Source organism: Mameliella sp. AT18, from assembly GCF_028807275.1.
In the GTDB taxonomy this organism is placed as follows: Bacteria; Pseudomonadota; Alphaproteobacteria; order Rhodobacterales; family Rhodobacteraceae; genus Antarctobacter; species Antarctobacter albus.
Genome location: NZ_JARAMO010000016.1, coordinates 1 through 14,206, shown reverse-complemented (window position 1 = coordinate 14,206; position 14,206 = coordinate 1). Strand labels below are relative to the sequence as shown.

The following is a 14,206-nucleotide window of genomic DNA, read 5'->3' as shown; positions in this document are numbered from 1 at the left end:
GCGGTCAGCGGTAGGTGCGTTCCTCCATCGGGGTGGCCTCGATCGCCTCCAGCAGGGCGGCCAGCAGCAGGTCCTCGGCCCGGTTCTTGACCGCCTTCGGGTTCCAGACGACATGAACGTCAATGGCGGGCAGGTCGGTATAGGGGGGCAATTGCCATAGCAATCCGTCCCGCACGTCCCGCGCCGCGACATGGACGGGCAGGGGGCCGATGCCCAGCCCGGCGATGATCATGCGCCGGACCTCTTCGAGGTTGGTCGAGACGCCGGTGATCCGCTGGCCCAGGTCGGCCTGGGCTCGCATCAGCGTGACGGGCCGCAGCACGTCCTGCAGCCGGTCGGTTTCGAAACTGACAGACCCAAGCCCGGCAAGATCGCCGATGGACAGGTCGTCACGGCCGAAAAGCGCATGTTCCGGCCCGCAGAACAGGCCGAAATACTCGCGGTAGAGGCGCCGGTATTCCAGCTTGGGGCTGTGATCCCGCACCAGGCAGATGGCGAAGGACGCGCGCTTGGCCAGCACCTCGGCGATGGCCTCGGCGCTGGACCGGACCTCTATCGACAGGCTGGCGCGGGGGTGGGATCGGTGGAACGCGGCCAGCGTCTGATCAAAAACCGGGCAGACGACATGGCTGGCCACCTCGATCTTGACATGTCCTTGCACCTCGTCGGTCAGCTCGCGCACCAGCGTCGACAGGCGCAGGACAGAGCCGTTGATTTCCACCGCCTCGCGATACAGCAGGCGGCCCGCATCGGTCAGCTGGAAATGCCCCGGGGACCGGTTCACCAGCTTGCGTCCGATCCGGTCCTCAAGCCTTTGAAGTGCCGCGGAAACTGAAGGTTGCTTGAGCCTCAGCCGCTGCGCTGCCTCGGTGATCGAATGGCTGTCCGCCAGCACCACGAACGTGCGCAAGAGGTTCCAGTCCAGTTCGCGTGCAATGCGGTCAGGTTCATAGCGGGGATCGCCTGCGGGATCGGCAGGAGTCATAGGCAGTACCTATAGTCATCATTCTGCATATCTATTTGATCTATGATTGTCCGCTTCGCATGGTTTCCGCAAGTCTCCAGACACGAGGAAACGCATGTCCGTCGAAGCCCGTGAGGCGCGCCAACCCTGGATCTTGCTGGCCCCGGCCATCAGCGCGGTCACGCTGCTGCTGCTGGTGCCGCTGATCTTCATCGTGGTCTACAGCTTCTGGCTGCGCACGGCCACCGGCGCCGACCAGGTCGGCTTTTACCTCGACAACTGGCAGGAGGCGCTGACCGACAGGTTCTACCGCGACATCCTGTTCAGCACCCTGCGCATCGCCGCCATCACCACCATCGTCTGTGCGCTGATGGGCTACCCGGCCGCCTATTTCATCGCCCGTTCGCGCGGCAACAAGGTGATCCTGTTGCTGCTTTTGATGCTGCCGTTCTGGATCAGCTACATCATCCGCACAATGAGCTGGATCAATATCCTGGGTGTCTCGGGCGCGCTGAACACCCTGCTGATGAGCGTCGGCATCATCGGCGAGCCGCTGAACATGCTCTACAACGAGACAACCGTGATCCTCGGCCTCGTGCACTTCCTGCTGCCCTTCATGGTGCTGAACGTCTTCGTCAGCCTCGACGGCATCGACACCAACCTCGAGGATGCCGCCAATTCGCTTGGCGCGACCAAGTGGCAGTCCTTCCTACAGGTCACGCTGCCGCTGTCGCTGCCCGGTCTCGCGGCGGGCGGGTTGCTGTGCTTCGTGCTGGGCGCGGGCACCTACATCACACCGCTGGTGCTGGGCGGGCCGCGGGACGCCATGTTCGCCAACCTCGTCTTCGAGGCGATCATCACGCAGCTCAACTGGCCACTGGGCTCGGCGCTCAGCCTCATGCTGCTGGTCGTGCTGGGCGCGCTGGTCATGATCTACAACCGCTATCTGGGCATGGCACAACTGATGAAGGGGCTGGGCTGATGCGCTGGGGATGGCAATTGATCCGCCTGTGGAGCCTGCTTGTCTACGGCTTCATGTTCCTGCCGGTGGCCGTGGTCGTGCTGCTGAGCTTCAACGCCAGCCAGTTCGGCAGCTTCCCGATGACCGGCTTTTCCTTTCGCTGGTTCGTGGAACTGTGGAACAACGACGCCATCATGCGCGCCTTTCGCACCTCAATCGTGCTGGGCCTGCTGACGGCGGTGATCTCGACGACGCTGGGCGTCTTGGCCAGTCTCGCGCTGGTGCGCTACAAGGTGCCGGGCGCCAACGCGATCTCGACCTTGCTGATCGCGCCGATCCTCGTGCCCGAGGTGGTGCTGGCGGTGGCGCTGCTGCTGTTCCTCAACTTCCTCGGTTTGCACAAGAGTTTCACGCTGCTGCTCTTCGGCCATGTGATCTTTACGCTGCCCTTCGTGATTCTTGTGGTGCAGGCCCGGCTGGTCTCGATCCGGCGCGACGTCGAAGAGGCGGCGATGAGCCTTGGCGCCAGCCCGGTCCAGACCTTTTTCCAGATCACCCTGCCGCTGATGCTGCCGGCGGTGCTTGCCGGGGCGCTCTTTGCCTTCACGATCAGCTTTGACGACATCACCGGCACGCTGTTCTGGAAACCCGGCGGGGTGGAAACCGTGCCGACCCAGATCTTTGCCATGCTGCGCAATTCCATCAGCCCGGAAATCAATGCCCTTGGCACAGTCATGATTGTCATGACGGTCGGCCTGCCCCTGATCGGGGCGGCGATCGCACGGCAACTCGCCCGCAAGAGCGGCACCTAGAACCGCATGCATAGTCCCATACCCGACAAGGAGATGAAGATGACACGCAAGATCGACGACACCACACGCTATGAGCGCCTGCGCGAGCGTTACATGAACGGCGACCTGGATCGCCGCAGCTTTCTGGGCTTGCTCGGCGCGGCGGGCGCGGCCTATGGCTTGGTGACCCCCTATCGCGCATTTGCGCAAAGCGTCAGCCAGGTGCGGTTCGACGGTTGGGGCGGCGTGGTGTCAGAGGCGCTGCGCGCCAATGCCTTTGATCCCTTCACCGCCAAGACCGGCATCGAGGTTGTCGACGGCACCTTCGGCGGCGGCGACGAGTACCTCAGTCGGGTGAAGGCCAGCCAGCCGGGCGAATACAACATCGCCCACCTGTCCGGCGTGTTCGACTATGCGCGCTATCACGGGCTTGGGCTGACCGCGACGCTGAACGAAAAGAATATCCCCAACCTAGAGTTCGTCATCCCCAAGCTGGTGGACGTGTTCCGCGACATCACCGATGGCTCGCTCAGCTGCGTGCCCTACGACTATGGCACCACCGGGCTGGCCTATAACCGCAAGTACATCTCGGACGAAGAGATGCAGGAAAAGGGCGCCAAGATCCTGATCGACGAGGCCCACAAGGGCAAGATCGGCGGCTGGTCCGACTGGCGCACGCGGATGTGGTATGCCTCGTTGCAAACCGGGCAGGATCCGAACGGTGTCACCGACGAAGAGGCCTGCTGGGATGCCGTGCGTGCCCACCGCGACCTGGCGCTGAAATACTGGGGCTCGGGCGCCGAACTGATGAGCCTTCTGGCCGAGGAGGAAATCCACGTCACCGAGGGCTGGTCCGGGCGTATCTACGCGCTGCAGGAACAGGGCCATGACATCGGCTACATGGACCCGCCCAACGGCTTTGGCTGGCAGGAATGCATGTTCGTCATCAAGGGGTCGCCGCTGGAGGCCTGCGAGGAACTGCTGAACTTCATGCTGGACCCGGCGACATCGATCGCCGTGGCCGAGGGGCAGAGCTATCCGCCCGCGCTGGACCCGCAGAAGGTCGACCTGGGCGAGAAGATCCCGACTTTGCCGGCCTTCGATCCCACGGGCACGCTGTCGGGCCTGACCTTTGCCGATCCGGATTACTGGAACGGTCACGAGGCCGCCTGGTCGAAAACCTTCGGTCGCGTCCAGAAGGGCTACTGACCCCAATCCAACCTGCCTGTCCCGGCCGTCGTGCCGGGGCGGGCGCCCCTCTCTCGCAGGACCTTGCCCATGAGTACCGTCACCCTGGACAATATCGTCAAGCGGTTCGGCACGTTCACTGCCGTGCATCCGACCAACCTGGAAATCCCCGAGGGCACCTTCCTGACGCTGCTCGGCCCGTCCGGTTGTGGCAAGACGACCAACCTGCGGATGATCGCCGGGCTGCTGGACCCGACCGAGGGCGAGATCCGCATCGGCGGCAAGAGCGTGAACAAAGTGCCGATCCACAAGCGCAACCTGGGCATCGTGTTCCAGAACTACGCGCTGTTTCCGCACAAGAGCGTCGCCGACAACGTGGCCTTTGGCCTGAAATACCGCAACGTGCCCAGTTCTGAGATTCCGGGCCGCGTGCAAAAGGCGCTGGACCTGGTGCAATTGCCCGACGTGGGCGACCGCTATCCCAAGGCACTGTCCGGCGGGCAGCAACAGCGCATCGCGCTGGCCCGCGCCATCGTGATCGAACCGGACGTCCTGCTGCTGGACGAACCGCTCTCGGCGCTGGATGCCAACCTGCGCGAGGACATGCGGGTCGAATTGAAGCGCATCCAGGACCAGATCGGCGTCACCACCGTCTTTGTCACGCATGACCAGTCCGAGGCGCTGGCCATGTCCGACCAGATCGTCGTCATGAGCGCGGGCCGCGTCGAACAGGTCGGCACCCCGGAAGAGGTCTACAACCGCCCGGCCAGCGAGTTCGTCGCCAATTTCCTGGGCGCCTCCAACATCATCGAGGGAACGTGCAGCGGCAAGGATGCCGAGACGGCGGCGCTGGACGTGCCCGTCTTTGGCAAGGTGCCTGTACCCGCCGACAAGGCACCGAAGGTCAGCGAAGGCGCCGCCAAGCTGGTGCTGCGGGCCGAGAAACTGCAATTGATGCCGCAAGGGGCCGACACAACCGGCATGGTCACCTCCGAGGCGGTTGTGGAAACCGTCGACTACCAGGGCCAGACCGTGCGCTATTTCATCCGCGCCGGAGACCGCCAGTTCCAGGCGATCAACATGATCGACGGCCACCCCTTTGCCGAGGGCACCACAGTGACGGCGGGGGTCCGTCCCGTGGATTGCGCCGCATTGCCGGGGTGACGGGATGAGCAAGCTTTTCTACCAGGGCCGCGGACGCAAGCCGGTGCTGGACCAGGCGCGCGGCGTCTACATGTGGGACAAGAACGGGCGCCGCTATCTTGATGGATCGTCCGGCGCGATGGTTTGCAACATCGGCCATTCCAACGAGCATGTCCTGGCCGCGATGCAGCGCCAGATGGAGAAATCGACCTTCGGCTATCGTCTGCATTTCGAAACCGAGGCCTCGGAGAACATGGCCGAGAAACTGGCCGAGAAGATGCCCGAGGGGCTGGACCGCGTGTTCTTTGTCTCCGGCGGGTCCGAGGCGGTGGAAAGCGCCATGAAACTGGCGAGGCAATACGCGCTGGCCGTGGGGCAGGGGGAGCGGTGGAAGATCATTTCACGCACGCCCTCTTATCACGGTTGCACTTTGGGGGCGCTGGCGACCACCGGTTACACGACGTTGACCGCACCGTTTGAACCCATGATGCGGGTCATGCCCAAGGTGCCCGCGCCGCGCGCCTATCTCGACGGGCTGGACCCCGACGCTGCGGCGACGGGGCGGCACTATGCCGACATGCTGGCCCGGCGGATCGAGGAGGAAGGCCCGGAGAACGTGCTTGCCTTTATCGTCGAGCCGATCGGCGGCGCCTCGACCGGGGCGCTGGTCTCTCCCGCCGGCTATCTCGAACGGGTGCGCGAGATCTGCGACCAGTACGGCATCCTGCTGATCCTCGACGAGGTAATGACCGGGGCTGGGCGCACCGGCGCTTTCCTGGGCGTCGACCATTGGGGCGTGCGGCCCGACATCGTGGTCATGTCCAAGGGCATCGGCTCCGGCTATGCGCCGCTGGGTGCGATGGTGGCCGACAGGCGGCTGGTGGAGCCCGTGCTGGACGCGGGCGGCTTTGCGCATGGGTTCACCTACGCGGGCAACCCGCTGGCCTGCGCGGCGGGCCTTGCCGTGCTGGAAGAGATCGACCGGCAAGACCTCTGCACCAATGCCGCCGCGATGGGGGAAAAGCTGCTGGCGCGACTGAACGGCCTGATGCAGCGGCACGAGATCATCGGGGATGTGCGCGGCAAGGGCCTGTTGACCGCCTTCGAGTTCATGTCGGACCGGAGCACAAAGGCGCCCCTGCCGAAACAGCTAAACGCGCATCAGCGGTTCGTGGACATCGCCTATGAGCGTGGGCTGATCGTCTATTCGCGCCGCACCCGTGACGGGGTGGAGGGGGACCATATCCTTGTCTGCCCGCCATTGATCCTGAACGAGGGGCATATCGATGAGATCATCGAGGGGCTGGACGAGTCCCTTGTCCAGTTCGCGCAGGAAATCGCGCCCGTGATGCAGGCCGGATGACATGAGCAAGATCCTCATCACCTGCGCCGTGACAGGTTCGATCCACACGCCGTCGATGTCGCCGCACCTGCCGGTGACGGCGGATCAGATCACGGAACACGCGGTTGGCGCGGCAGAGGCCGGGGCCTCGATCCTGCACCTGCACGCCCGCGACCCCGAGACCGGGCAGCCCTCTGCCGACCCGGCGCATTTCATGGGGTTCCTGCCGCGGATCAAGCAGGCGACGGGCGCTGTCCTGAACATTTCCACCGGCGGCAGTGCGGTGATGACGCTGGACCAGCGGCTGGCCGCGCCCAAGCTGGCCGAACCGGAGATGTGCAGCCTCAACATGGGGTCGATGAACTTTGCGCTTTATCCTGCTGCGGCGCGCATCGAGGACTGGAAACACGACTGGGAACAGCCGTTCCTGGAAAACTCCGATGACCTGGTGTTCAAGAACACGCCGCGCGACATCGCGGGCATCCTTCAGACGATGGGCAAGGAACGCGGCGCGCGGTTCGAGTTCGAGTGTTACGACCTGAGCCACCTCTACATGCTGCGTCATTTCGTGGACCGGGGCATGGTCGAACCGCCGTTCTTCATCCAGTTCGTCTTTGGTGTGCTGGGGGGCATGGGGCCGGACCCGGAGAACCTGACCCACATGAAGACCATCGCCGACAAGCTGTTCGGCAAGGACTACATGTTCTCCGTTCTGGCCGCCGGACGGCACCAGATCCCGCTGACCAGCATGGCCGCCGCGATGGGCGGGCATGTGCGCGTCGGGCTGGAAGACAGCCTGATGATCGCGCGCGGGCAGCTGGCGCGGACCAATGCCGAACAGGTGGTCAAGATCCGGCGCATCGTCGAGGACATGGGCCGCGAGGTCGCCTCGCCAGAGGATGCCCGCCGGATGCTGGGCCTGAAGGGCGCGGACAGGACGGCGATCTGATGGCGGTGACGATCAGGACGGCGGGGCGCTCCGACGTGGGGCGGCTCGACAGCGCACTTGCCGCCCTGGCGCGGGACCTGGGCGACACCTACAACGCCTCTCCCGAGGCGCTGGAGCGTGCAGGCTGGGGCGATGTTCCCGCCTTTCGCGCCCAACTGGCCGAGGAAGATGGGGTGCTGGCCGGGCTGGCGCTGTATTCGCCGGGCCTGTCGACGGTGCGCGGCGGTGCGGGGCTTTATGTCTCGGACCTCTGGGTGTCGCCCACGCAGCGTTCCGGCGGGCTGGGGCGGCGCCTGCTGGGGGCCGCCTTTGCCGATGCGGCGCGGGCTTGGGGGGCTTGCTTCCTGCGCCTGCAGGTCTATGACCGGACGCCTGCGGCACGCCGTTTCTATGACCGGCTGGGGTTTGTCCCCGCCAAGGGTCACACCGATCTGTTCTTGGATGAGGCCGGATGCGCGGCCCTGGAAGGAGAGCGATGAAAGCCGTCTTTGACGACCGCCAATGGCGCCATGATCCCAAGCATTTCATGGCCAACGGGGCGATCATGCCCAACCCCGAGCAACCACGCCGGATCGAGGTGCTGAAGGCCGCCGCCGAAGAGGCGGGCTGTGCATTTCAACCGCCGCAGGACGCGGGCCTTGGCCCCATCGCGGCGGTGCACACGCCCGAATACCTGACCTTTCTCGAAAACATCTACACCCGCTGGCGCCGGATCGAGGGCGCGGGCGAAGAGGTGATCCCCAACATCCACCCTGCCAGCCGCACCGACGGATATCCGAAATCCGCCGTGGGGCAGGCCGGCTATCACCAGGCCGACACCGCCTGTCCCATCGCCGAAGGCACCTGGGAGGCGGCCTATTGGTCCGCGCAGAGCGCGATCACCGGGGCCGACCTGATCGCCGGTGACGAACGCGGCGTCTATGCCCTTTCGCGTCCGCCGGGGCACCATGCCTTTGCCGATCTGGCCGGGGGATTCTGTTTCCTCAACAACTCTGGCATTGCCGCCGAACGCCTGCGCGCCAAGGGGTTTCGTCCCGCGATCCTCGACGTGGACGTGCACCACGGCAACGGCACGCAGGGCATGTTCTATGACCGTGACGACGTATTGACCGTCTCGATCCACGCCGACCCGGCAAGGTTCTACCCGTTCTTCTGGGGTCATGCGCAGGAACGCGGTGCGGGCCGGGGGATGGGCTGCAACCTGAACCTGCCGCTGGCGCGGGGCACGGGGGATGCGGATTTCCTCAAGACGCTGGACACGGCATTGCAGCGCGTACGCAGCTTTGGCACCGATGCGCTGGTGATTGCACTTGGTCTCGATGCCTCGATCGACGATCCCTTCCAGGGGCTGGCCGTCACGCAGGACGGCTTTGCCCGCATAGGCGCGGCCATCGCTGCCACCGGCCTGCCGGTTCTTTTCGTGCAGGAGGGCGGATACCTCTCGGACACACTGGGCGCGAATCTGACCAAAACCCTGACCGGGTTTCAGGAGGGCGCGTGACACCCTCGGACGTCATCGTGATCGGCGGCGGTATCGCCGGTGTCAGCGCGGGCGCGGAACTGGCCGCCGAGATGTCGGTGACCGTGCTCGAAGGGGAGCGCCAGATCGGCTATCACTCCACGGGCCGGTCCGCCGCGATCTTTATCCGAAACTACGGCAACGCGACCCTGCGCGCGCTGAACGCGGTGTCCGCCGGGTTGATGGAACGGCCCGAGGGTGTCTCGGACAACAGCCTGCTGTCGCCACGCGGCGAGATGATGCTGGCCACCGAGGAAGAACTGGCCACGCTGGAGGAGTATTGCGCCGAGGCGCAGGGGCTGGAACGGCTGAGCGCCGCGCAGGCCGCGGAACTGGTGCCGATCCTGCGGCCCGAGCTGATCGCGGCGGCGGTGATCGAATGGGACGCACAGGACATCGACGTCGACCGGATGCTGAACGGCTATGCACGGTTGCTGCGCCGTCGCGGTGGCCGGATCGAGACAGGCGCGCAGGTGACGGAGATCCGGCGCGACGGTGGCCAATGGGTCGTCACCGCCGGCACGCAGGAATACCGCGCGCCGCTGATCGTCAATGCCGCCGGGGCCTGGGCGGCGCAGGTGGCGACGCTTGCTGGCGTCCGGCCCATCCCGATGCATCCCTTGCGGCGCTCGGCGGCGATCCTGCCCGCGCCGGAGGATCACGACGTCAGCCGCTGGCCGCTGTTCGTATCGGCCTCGGAGCAGTGGTACGCCAAGCCCGAGGCGGGCAAGCTGATGGTCAGCCCCGCCGACGAGGATCCGGTGGAACCGCATGACGCCTGGGCCGACGACATGGTGCTGGCAGAGGGGCTGCACCGGTTCGAACAGGCGGTCACGATGCCCGTCACCCGCGTCGAACATACCTGGGCAGGTCTGCGCAGCTTTACACCTGACCGGACGCCGGTTGTCGGCCACGATCCCGATGAACCGGGGTTCTTCTGGCTGGCGGGGCAGGGGGGCTATGGAGTACAGACGGCGCCCGTGTTGGCCCGCGTCACCGCCCGGCTTGTGACCGACATGGCCCCACCCGTTTCCGAAACCGTGATCGGGGCGTTGTCCCCGGCGCGGTTCCAATCCTGACCCAAGAGGCAAGACATGACAGAGATCACCCGAAGCCATACCGGCCAGCGCATGAGCCAGATCGTGACGCATGGCGAAACGATCTACCTGGCGGGCCAGGTCGGCACCGCGGGCGCCAGCGTCACGCAGCAGACCCTGGACTGCCTGGAAAAGATCGACGCGCTTCTGGCGGAGGCCGGGTCGGACAAGACCCGCATCCTGCAATGCGTGATCTGGCTGGCGGACATGGGCGATTTCGCCGAGATGAACGCCGTCTGGGACGCCTGGGTGCCCGAGGGCCACGCCCCCGCCCGCGCCTGCGGCGAGGCCAAGCTGGCGACGCCGGACTACAAGGTCGAATTCATCGTCATTGCGGCGAAGGCCTAGGCCGGCACCGTCTCTGCCCCCGACAGCAAGGCCTTGCTGCGGGTGACGACATGTTCGACGAACAGCCGGACCTTCGGGTCCTGCAGTTTCTTGTGCGGATAGAGACAGCCAAAGATCATTGGCAGGGGCGGCGTGTCGGGCAGGATCTCGATCAGCCGCCCCTCTGCCAGGTGATGGGCTACGTCAAAGCGGGGCTTGTTGACGATCCCGCGTCCGGCCAGTGCCCAATCGGTCAGAACATCGCCATCGTCGGCATCGAACTGGCCGCGCACCTCCAGTTTCAGGGGGCCGCCGGCGGTGTTCAGGGTCCAGAAATACTCGGGCGAACGCGGATAGCGCAGCAACAGGCAGTTGTGGTTCTGGTTCAACAGGTCCTCGGGCTGCACGGGCGTGCCCGCCGCGCGCAGGTAGTCCGGCGAGGCACAGAGGACCCGGGCGCAATCGGCGATCTTGCGCAGCTTCATGTTGCTGTCCTGTGGCGCGCCGATAAAGAATGCCACGTCCTGCCCGTCCGCCAGGATGTCGACCCGCCGGTCCGAGAGGCGCATTCGCACCTCTGTCTCGGGATAGGTGTCGGTGAACTCGGGCACCAGCGGCGCCACGATCCGGCGACCGACGCCCAGGGGGGCCGTTACCCGCAGCGCACCGCGCGGGGTGTCCGAGAAACTGGCCACCCGCGCCTCGGCGCTTTCCAGCGCCTGCAACACCCTGCGCGCCTCCTCGTAAAAGACGCGGCCCACCTCTGTCGGGGTGATCGAACGGGTCGTGCGGTTGAACAGCCGCACGCCCAGCCGGCGCTCCAACTCCTTGATCCGCTTGCTGGCCACAGCCGGCGTCAGGCGCAGGTCACGCCCGCCAGAGGTGATGCTGCCCAGTTCCGTGACGCGGACAAAGACTTGCAGGCTTTCGATATAGGACATGGTGTTACCCCCGGGTAAGACCCGTGACAGCCTTGCAGGGTTGTCGCCGATTATCAACGCAGTGTTGAAAGTATTTGCCGCTGGCAGGTGTTTTTTGACCCTAATCCCGCCTGTAACCTCCCGGCAACCCCGCAATCCAGCGAGTCTTCAGGGAGGAAGTCATGCCGCACCGATCCGAGATCCGTTTCATTCTGAACGGCCGCGATGTCTCTGTCAGCGACGTGGGCGCCGACCGCACGTTGTTGGATTACCTGCGGCTGGATCGCCGTCTGACCGGCACCAAGGAAGGCTGCGCCGAAGGCGATTGCGGTGCCTGCACGGTGCTGGTGGGGCGTCTGACCGCGGACGGGTTGCGCTATGACCCGGTCAATGCCTGCATTCGCTTCCTGGCCTCGCTGGATGGGTGCCACGTCGTGACAGTCGAACACCTTCGCGGCGCGGACGGCGGATTGCACCCGGTGCAACAGGCGATGGTCGACCATCACGGCAGCCAGTGCGGGTTTTGCACGCCGGGCTTTGTCATGTCGCTCTATGCGCTCTGGATGGAAGTGCCCGAACCGACGGAGGCCCAGGTGGAAACGGCCCTTCAGGGCAACCTCTGCCGGTGCACCGGCTATGCGCCGATCATCCGCGCCGCCGTCGCGATCAGCCGCTACGGCTCCCCGGCTGCCGACCCGATCGCCCGCGAGCGTGAAGAGATCACGGCGCGACTGACCGTCCTGCGCAATGGCCAAAGGGTCGAGACCGGCCCCGAGGGCAATCGTGCGATCCTGCCTTCCGACGTGGACGATCTGGCTGCCTGCCTGCTGGAATATCCCGGCGCGACCATCGTCGCCGGGGCCACGGACGTCGGTCTTTGGGTGACGAAATTCCTGCGGCCCATCGGTCCGGCGATCTTTACCGGCCACCTCGACGGGCTCAAGACGGTCGAGACCCGCGACGGCGCGCTCTGGATCGGGGCCGGGGCCAGCTATTCCGAGTGCCAGGAGATGCTGACAGGGGCCTATCCGCACCTGGCCGGCTACTGGGACAGGATCGCCGGCTGGCAAGTGCGCAACATGGGGACCGTGGGCGGTAATATCGCCAATGGCTCGCCCATCGGGGACACGCCTCCGGTGCTGATCGCGCTGGGGGCAGAGATCACCCTGCGCAAGGGCGACGCCCGTCGTGTTTTGCCGCTGCAGGAGTTCTTTATCGACTACGGCAAGCAGGATCGGCAGGCGGGCGAATTCGTCGAGGTTATCCGCGTTCCGCTGCCGCAGCCCGGCGAGCGCCACGCCGCCTACAAGATCTCCAAGCGTCGGGACGAGGATATTTCATCGGTCGCGGCGGGCATCCGCGTGACGGTCACGGAGGGCCGGATCACGGATTGCCGGATCGCCTTTGGCGGTATGGCCGCCACGCCGAAACGGGCCGCCCATGCCGAAAGCGCGCTGCTGGGACAGGCCTGGTCCGAAGAGGTCTTTGCCAAGGCCGCCGTTGCGCTGGTGCAGGATTTCACGCCGCTGAGCGATTGGCGCGCCTCGTCCGATTACCGCAGCCTGACCGCGGGCAACCTGCTGCGCCGGTTCTTCCTGGAAAACGACGCGGCGACGGACGCGCCCGTGCAACTGGCAACGGCCTGAGGAGGGTATCCAGATGAAAGACAACGTGACCATCACCGGCGCCGTTCACCAGGACCGCATCCATGACAGCGCTGCCAAGCATGTTACCGGGCGCGCCGACTACACCGACGACATCGCCCTGCCCGAAGGCACCCTGCACGCCTACCTGGGTGTCTCAGATGTGGCCCACGCGCGGCTGAAGGCGATCGACCTGACCGCCGTTCGGTCCGCCCCCGGCGTCGTCGGCGTGCTGACCGCCGAGGACATCCCCGGCGTCAACGACATCAGCCCCACGGGCCAACATGACGAGCCGGTCTTTCCCACGGAAAAGATCGAGTTCCACGGCCAGCCCTTGTTTGCGGTCATCGCGGAAACCCGCGACGCGGCCCGCCGCGCCGCCGCACTGGCCGAGGTGGATTGCGAGGTGCTGCCCCACGCGCTGGACCCGCAGGCGGCCATCGACGCGGGATACCCGCACGTCACCGCGCCGCTGAAACTGGAACGCGGCGACGTGGAGACCGGGCGCGACGCGGCACCCAACCGCATCAAGGGCCGGATGCAGGTCGGTGGCCAGGACCACATGTACCTTGAAGGTCATATCGCCTGCGCCATTCCGGGCGAGGACGACGACGTGCAGGTCTGCAGCTCGACCCAGCATCCGTCGGAGGCTCAGCACATGGTGGCCCATGTGCTTGGCGTGCCGTCCAATGCCGTCACGGTGAACGTGCGGCGCATGGGCGGCGGGTTCGGCGGCAAGGAAAGCCAGATGAACCTGTTCTGTGCCGTCGCCGCCGTGGCCGCGAAGAAATGGAACCGCGCGGTCAAGATCCGCCCCGACCGCGATCAGGACATGACGGCGACGGGCAAGCGACATGATTTCGTGATCGACTATGACGTGAGCTTTGACGGCGCCGGCAGGATCGAGGCGGTCGAGAGCTGCTTTGCCGCGCGCTGCGGCTATTCCTCGGACCTGTCGGGGCCGGTCACGGACCGCGCGCTGTTCCACGCGGACAACGCCTATTTCTACCCCAACGTGCGCCTGACCTCGCGCCCGATGAAGACGAACACGGTGTCGAACACCGCATTCCGCGGCTTTGGCGGCCCGCAGGGTGTCATCGCTGCCGAGCGCATCATCGAGGAAATCGCCTATGCCACCGGGCAGGACCCGCTGGATGTGCGCAAGGCGAATTTCTACGGGCCAAAGGGCCGTGACGTGACGCCCTATTACCAGGAGGTCGAGGACAACATCCTCGACCGTCTGGTTGGGGAACTGGAGGACAGCGCCGAGTACCGCCGCCGCCGTGCCGAGATCATCGAGTACAACCGGACCTCGCCGGTGCTGAAAAAGGGCATCGCGCTGACGCCGGTGAAATTCGGCAT

14 protein-coding genes are annotated in these 14,206 nt (G+C 65.6%); 12 read left to right on the top strand and 2 right to left on the bottom strand.

Annotated features, from left to right (window positions below; translation table 11 throughout):
* Positions 1-4: 4 nt before the first annotated feature.
* Complete coding sequence (locus PVW46_RS01710) at positions 5-985, bottom strand: LysR family transcriptional regulator (protein ID WP_069208100.1); 981 nt, start codon at positions 983-985, stop codon at positions 5-7.
* Between the two features lie 94 nt (positions 986-1,079).
* Between PVW46_RS01710 and PVW46_RS01705 the strand changes: the two genes are divergently transcribed.
* From PVW46_RS01705 to PVW46_RS01660, 10 genes are all read left to right on the top strand, one after another.
* Complete coding sequence (locus PVW46_RS01705; RefSeq protein WP_274574252.1) at positions 1,080-1,946, top strand: ABC transporter permease; 867 nt, start codon at positions 1,080-1,082, stop codon at positions 1,944-1,946.
* Complete coding sequence (locus tag PVW46_RS01700; RefSeq protein ID WP_069208101.1) at positions 1,946-2,737, top strand: ABC transporter permease; 792 nt, start codon at positions 1,946-1,948, stop codon at positions 2,735-2,737. Before PVW46_RS01705 ends, PVW46_RS01700 begins: the two co-directional genes overlap by 1 nt.
* Positions 2,738-2,776: 39 nt before the next feature.
* Positions 2,777-3,925 (top strand): extracellular solute-binding protein, encoded by a 1,149-nt coding sequence (locus tag PVW46_RS01695; protein WP_198544076.1) that lies wholly within the window; start codon positions 2,777-2,779, stop codon positions 3,923-3,925.
* 69 nt (positions 3,926-3,994) lie between these two features.
* Positions 3,995-5,068, top strand: coding sequence for an ABC transporter ATP-binding protein (locus tag PVW46_RS01690; protein ID WP_069208102.1), 1,074 nt, complete (start codon positions 3,995-3,997; stop codon positions 5,066-5,068).
* Between the two features lie 4 nt (positions 5,069-5,072).
* Complete coding sequence (locus PVW46_RS01685) at positions 5,073-6,410, top strand: aminotransferase family protein (protein ID WP_069208103.1); 1,338 nt, start codon at positions 5,073-5,075, stop codon at positions 6,408-6,410.
* A gap of 1 nt (position 6,411) precedes the next feature.
* Positions 6,412-7,338: a 3,5-dioxohexanoate:acetyl-CoA acetone transferase gene (gene kce / locus PVW46_RS01680; protein WP_043144637.1), complete on the top strand. Its 927-nt coding sequence runs from the start codon at positions 6,412-6,414 to the stop codon at positions 7,336-7,338.
* Positions 7,338-7,817, top strand: a complete 480-nt coding sequence (locus tag PVW46_RS01675; RefSeq protein WP_069208104.1) for a GNAT family N-acetyltransferase — start codon at positions 7,338-7,340, stop codon at positions 7,815-7,817. Before kce ends, PVW46_RS01675 begins: the two co-directional genes overlap by 1 nt.
* Positions 7,814-8,839 carry a histone deacetylase family protein gene (locus PVW46_RS01670; protein WP_069208105.1) on the top strand — a complete coding sequence of 342 codons (1,026 nt, stop codon included), beginning with the start codon at positions 7,814-7,816 and terminating at the stop codon, positions 8,837-8,839. The genes PVW46_RS01675 and PVW46_RS01670 overlap by 4 nt, the downstream gene beginning before the upstream one ends.
* Complete coding sequence (locus PVW46_RS01665) at positions 8,836-9,936, top strand: NAD(P)/FAD-dependent oxidoreductase (protein WP_069208106.1); 1,101 nt, start codon at positions 8,836-8,838, stop codon at positions 9,934-9,936. The genes PVW46_RS01670 and PVW46_RS01665 overlap by 4 nt, the downstream gene beginning before the upstream one ends.
* 15 nt (positions 9,937-9,951) lie before the next feature.
* Positions 9,952-10,302 carry a RidA family protein gene (locus PVW46_RS01660; RefSeq protein ID WP_043144631.1) on the top strand — a complete coding sequence of 117 codons (351 nt, stop codon included), beginning with the start codon at positions 9,952-9,954 and terminating at the stop codon, positions 10,300-10,302.
* Here the strand turns inward: PVW46_RS01660 and PVW46_RS01655 are convergent.
* Positions 10,299-11,222: a LysR family transcriptional regulator gene (locus tag PVW46_RS01655; protein WP_069208107.1), complete on the bottom strand. Its 924-nt coding sequence runs from the start codon at positions 11,220-11,222 to the stop codon at positions 10,299-10,301. The genes PVW46_RS01660 and PVW46_RS01655 overlap by 4 nt on opposite strands.
* Positions 11,223-11,383: 161 nt before the next feature.
* On the opposite strand from PVW46_RS01655, the gene xdhA reads away from it, so the two are divergent.
* Both xdhA and PVW46_RS01645 read left to right on the top strand, forming a co-directional pair.
* Entirely contained in the window at positions 11,384-12,847 is a 1,464-nt protein-coding gene (gene xdhA, locus PVW46_RS01650) for a xanthine dehydrogenase small subunit (protein WP_069208108.1), read from the top strand.
* A gap of 13 nt (positions 12,848-12,860) precedes the next feature.
* On the top strand, positions 12,861-14,206 hold a 1,346-nt coding region (locus PVW46_RS01645), incomplete at its 3' end, for a molybdopterin cofactor-binding domain-containing protein (RefSeq protein WP_274574234.1).

What these genes read in the sequence shown, in the direction of transcription:
- PVW46_RS01690 (WP_069208102.1), top strand. Translation starts at nt 3,995, where the DNA reads ATGAGTACCGTCACCCTGGACAATATCGTCAAGCGGTTCGGCACGTTC.
- PVW46_RS01670 (WP_069208105.1), top strand. Translation starts at nt 7,814, where the DNA reads ATGAAAGCCGTCTTTGACGACCGCCAATGGCGCCATGATCCCAAGCAT.
- PVW46_RS01695 (WP_198544076.1), top strand. Translation starts at nt 2,777, where the DNA reads ATGACACGCAAGATCGACGACACCACACGCTATGAGCGCCTGCGCGAG.
- PVW46_RS01705 (WP_274574252.1), top strand. Translation starts at nt 1,080, where the DNA reads ATGTCCGTCGAAGCCCGTGAGGCGCGCCAACCCTGGATCTTGCTGGCC.
- xdhA (WP_069208108.1), top strand. Translation starts at nt 11,384, where the DNA reads ATGCCGCACCGATCCGAGATCCGTTTCATTCTGAACGGCCGCGATGTC.
- PVW46_RS01675 (WP_069208104.1), top strand. Translation starts at nt 7,338, where the DNA reads ATGGCGGTGACGATCAGGACGGCGGGGCGCTCCGACGTGGGGCGGCTC.
- PVW46_RS01700 (WP_069208101.1), top strand. Translation starts at nt 1,946, where the DNA reads ATGCGCTGGGGATGGCAATTGATCCGCCTGTGGAGCCTGCTTGTCTAC.
- PVW46_RS01685 (WP_069208103.1), top strand. Translation starts at nt 5,073, where the DNA reads ATGAGCAAGCTTTTCTACCAGGGCCGCGGACGCAAGCCGGTGCTGGAC.
- PVW46_RS01710 (WP_069208100.1), bottom strand. Translation starts at nt 985, where the DNA reads ATGACTCCTGCCGATCCCGCAGGCGATCCCCGCTATGAACCTGACCGC.
- PVW46_RS01655 (WP_069208107.1), bottom strand. Translation starts at nt 11,222, where the DNA reads ATGTCCTATATCGAAAGCCTGCAAGTCTTTGTCCGCGTCACGGAACTG.
- PVW46_RS01660 (WP_043144631.1), top strand. Translation starts at nt 9,952, where the DNA reads ATGACAGAGATCACCCGAAGCCATACCGGCCAGCGCATGAGCCAGATC.
- kce (WP_043144637.1), top strand. Translation starts at nt 6,412, where the DNA reads ATGAGCAAGATCCTCATCACCTGCGCCGTGACAGGTTCGATCCACACG.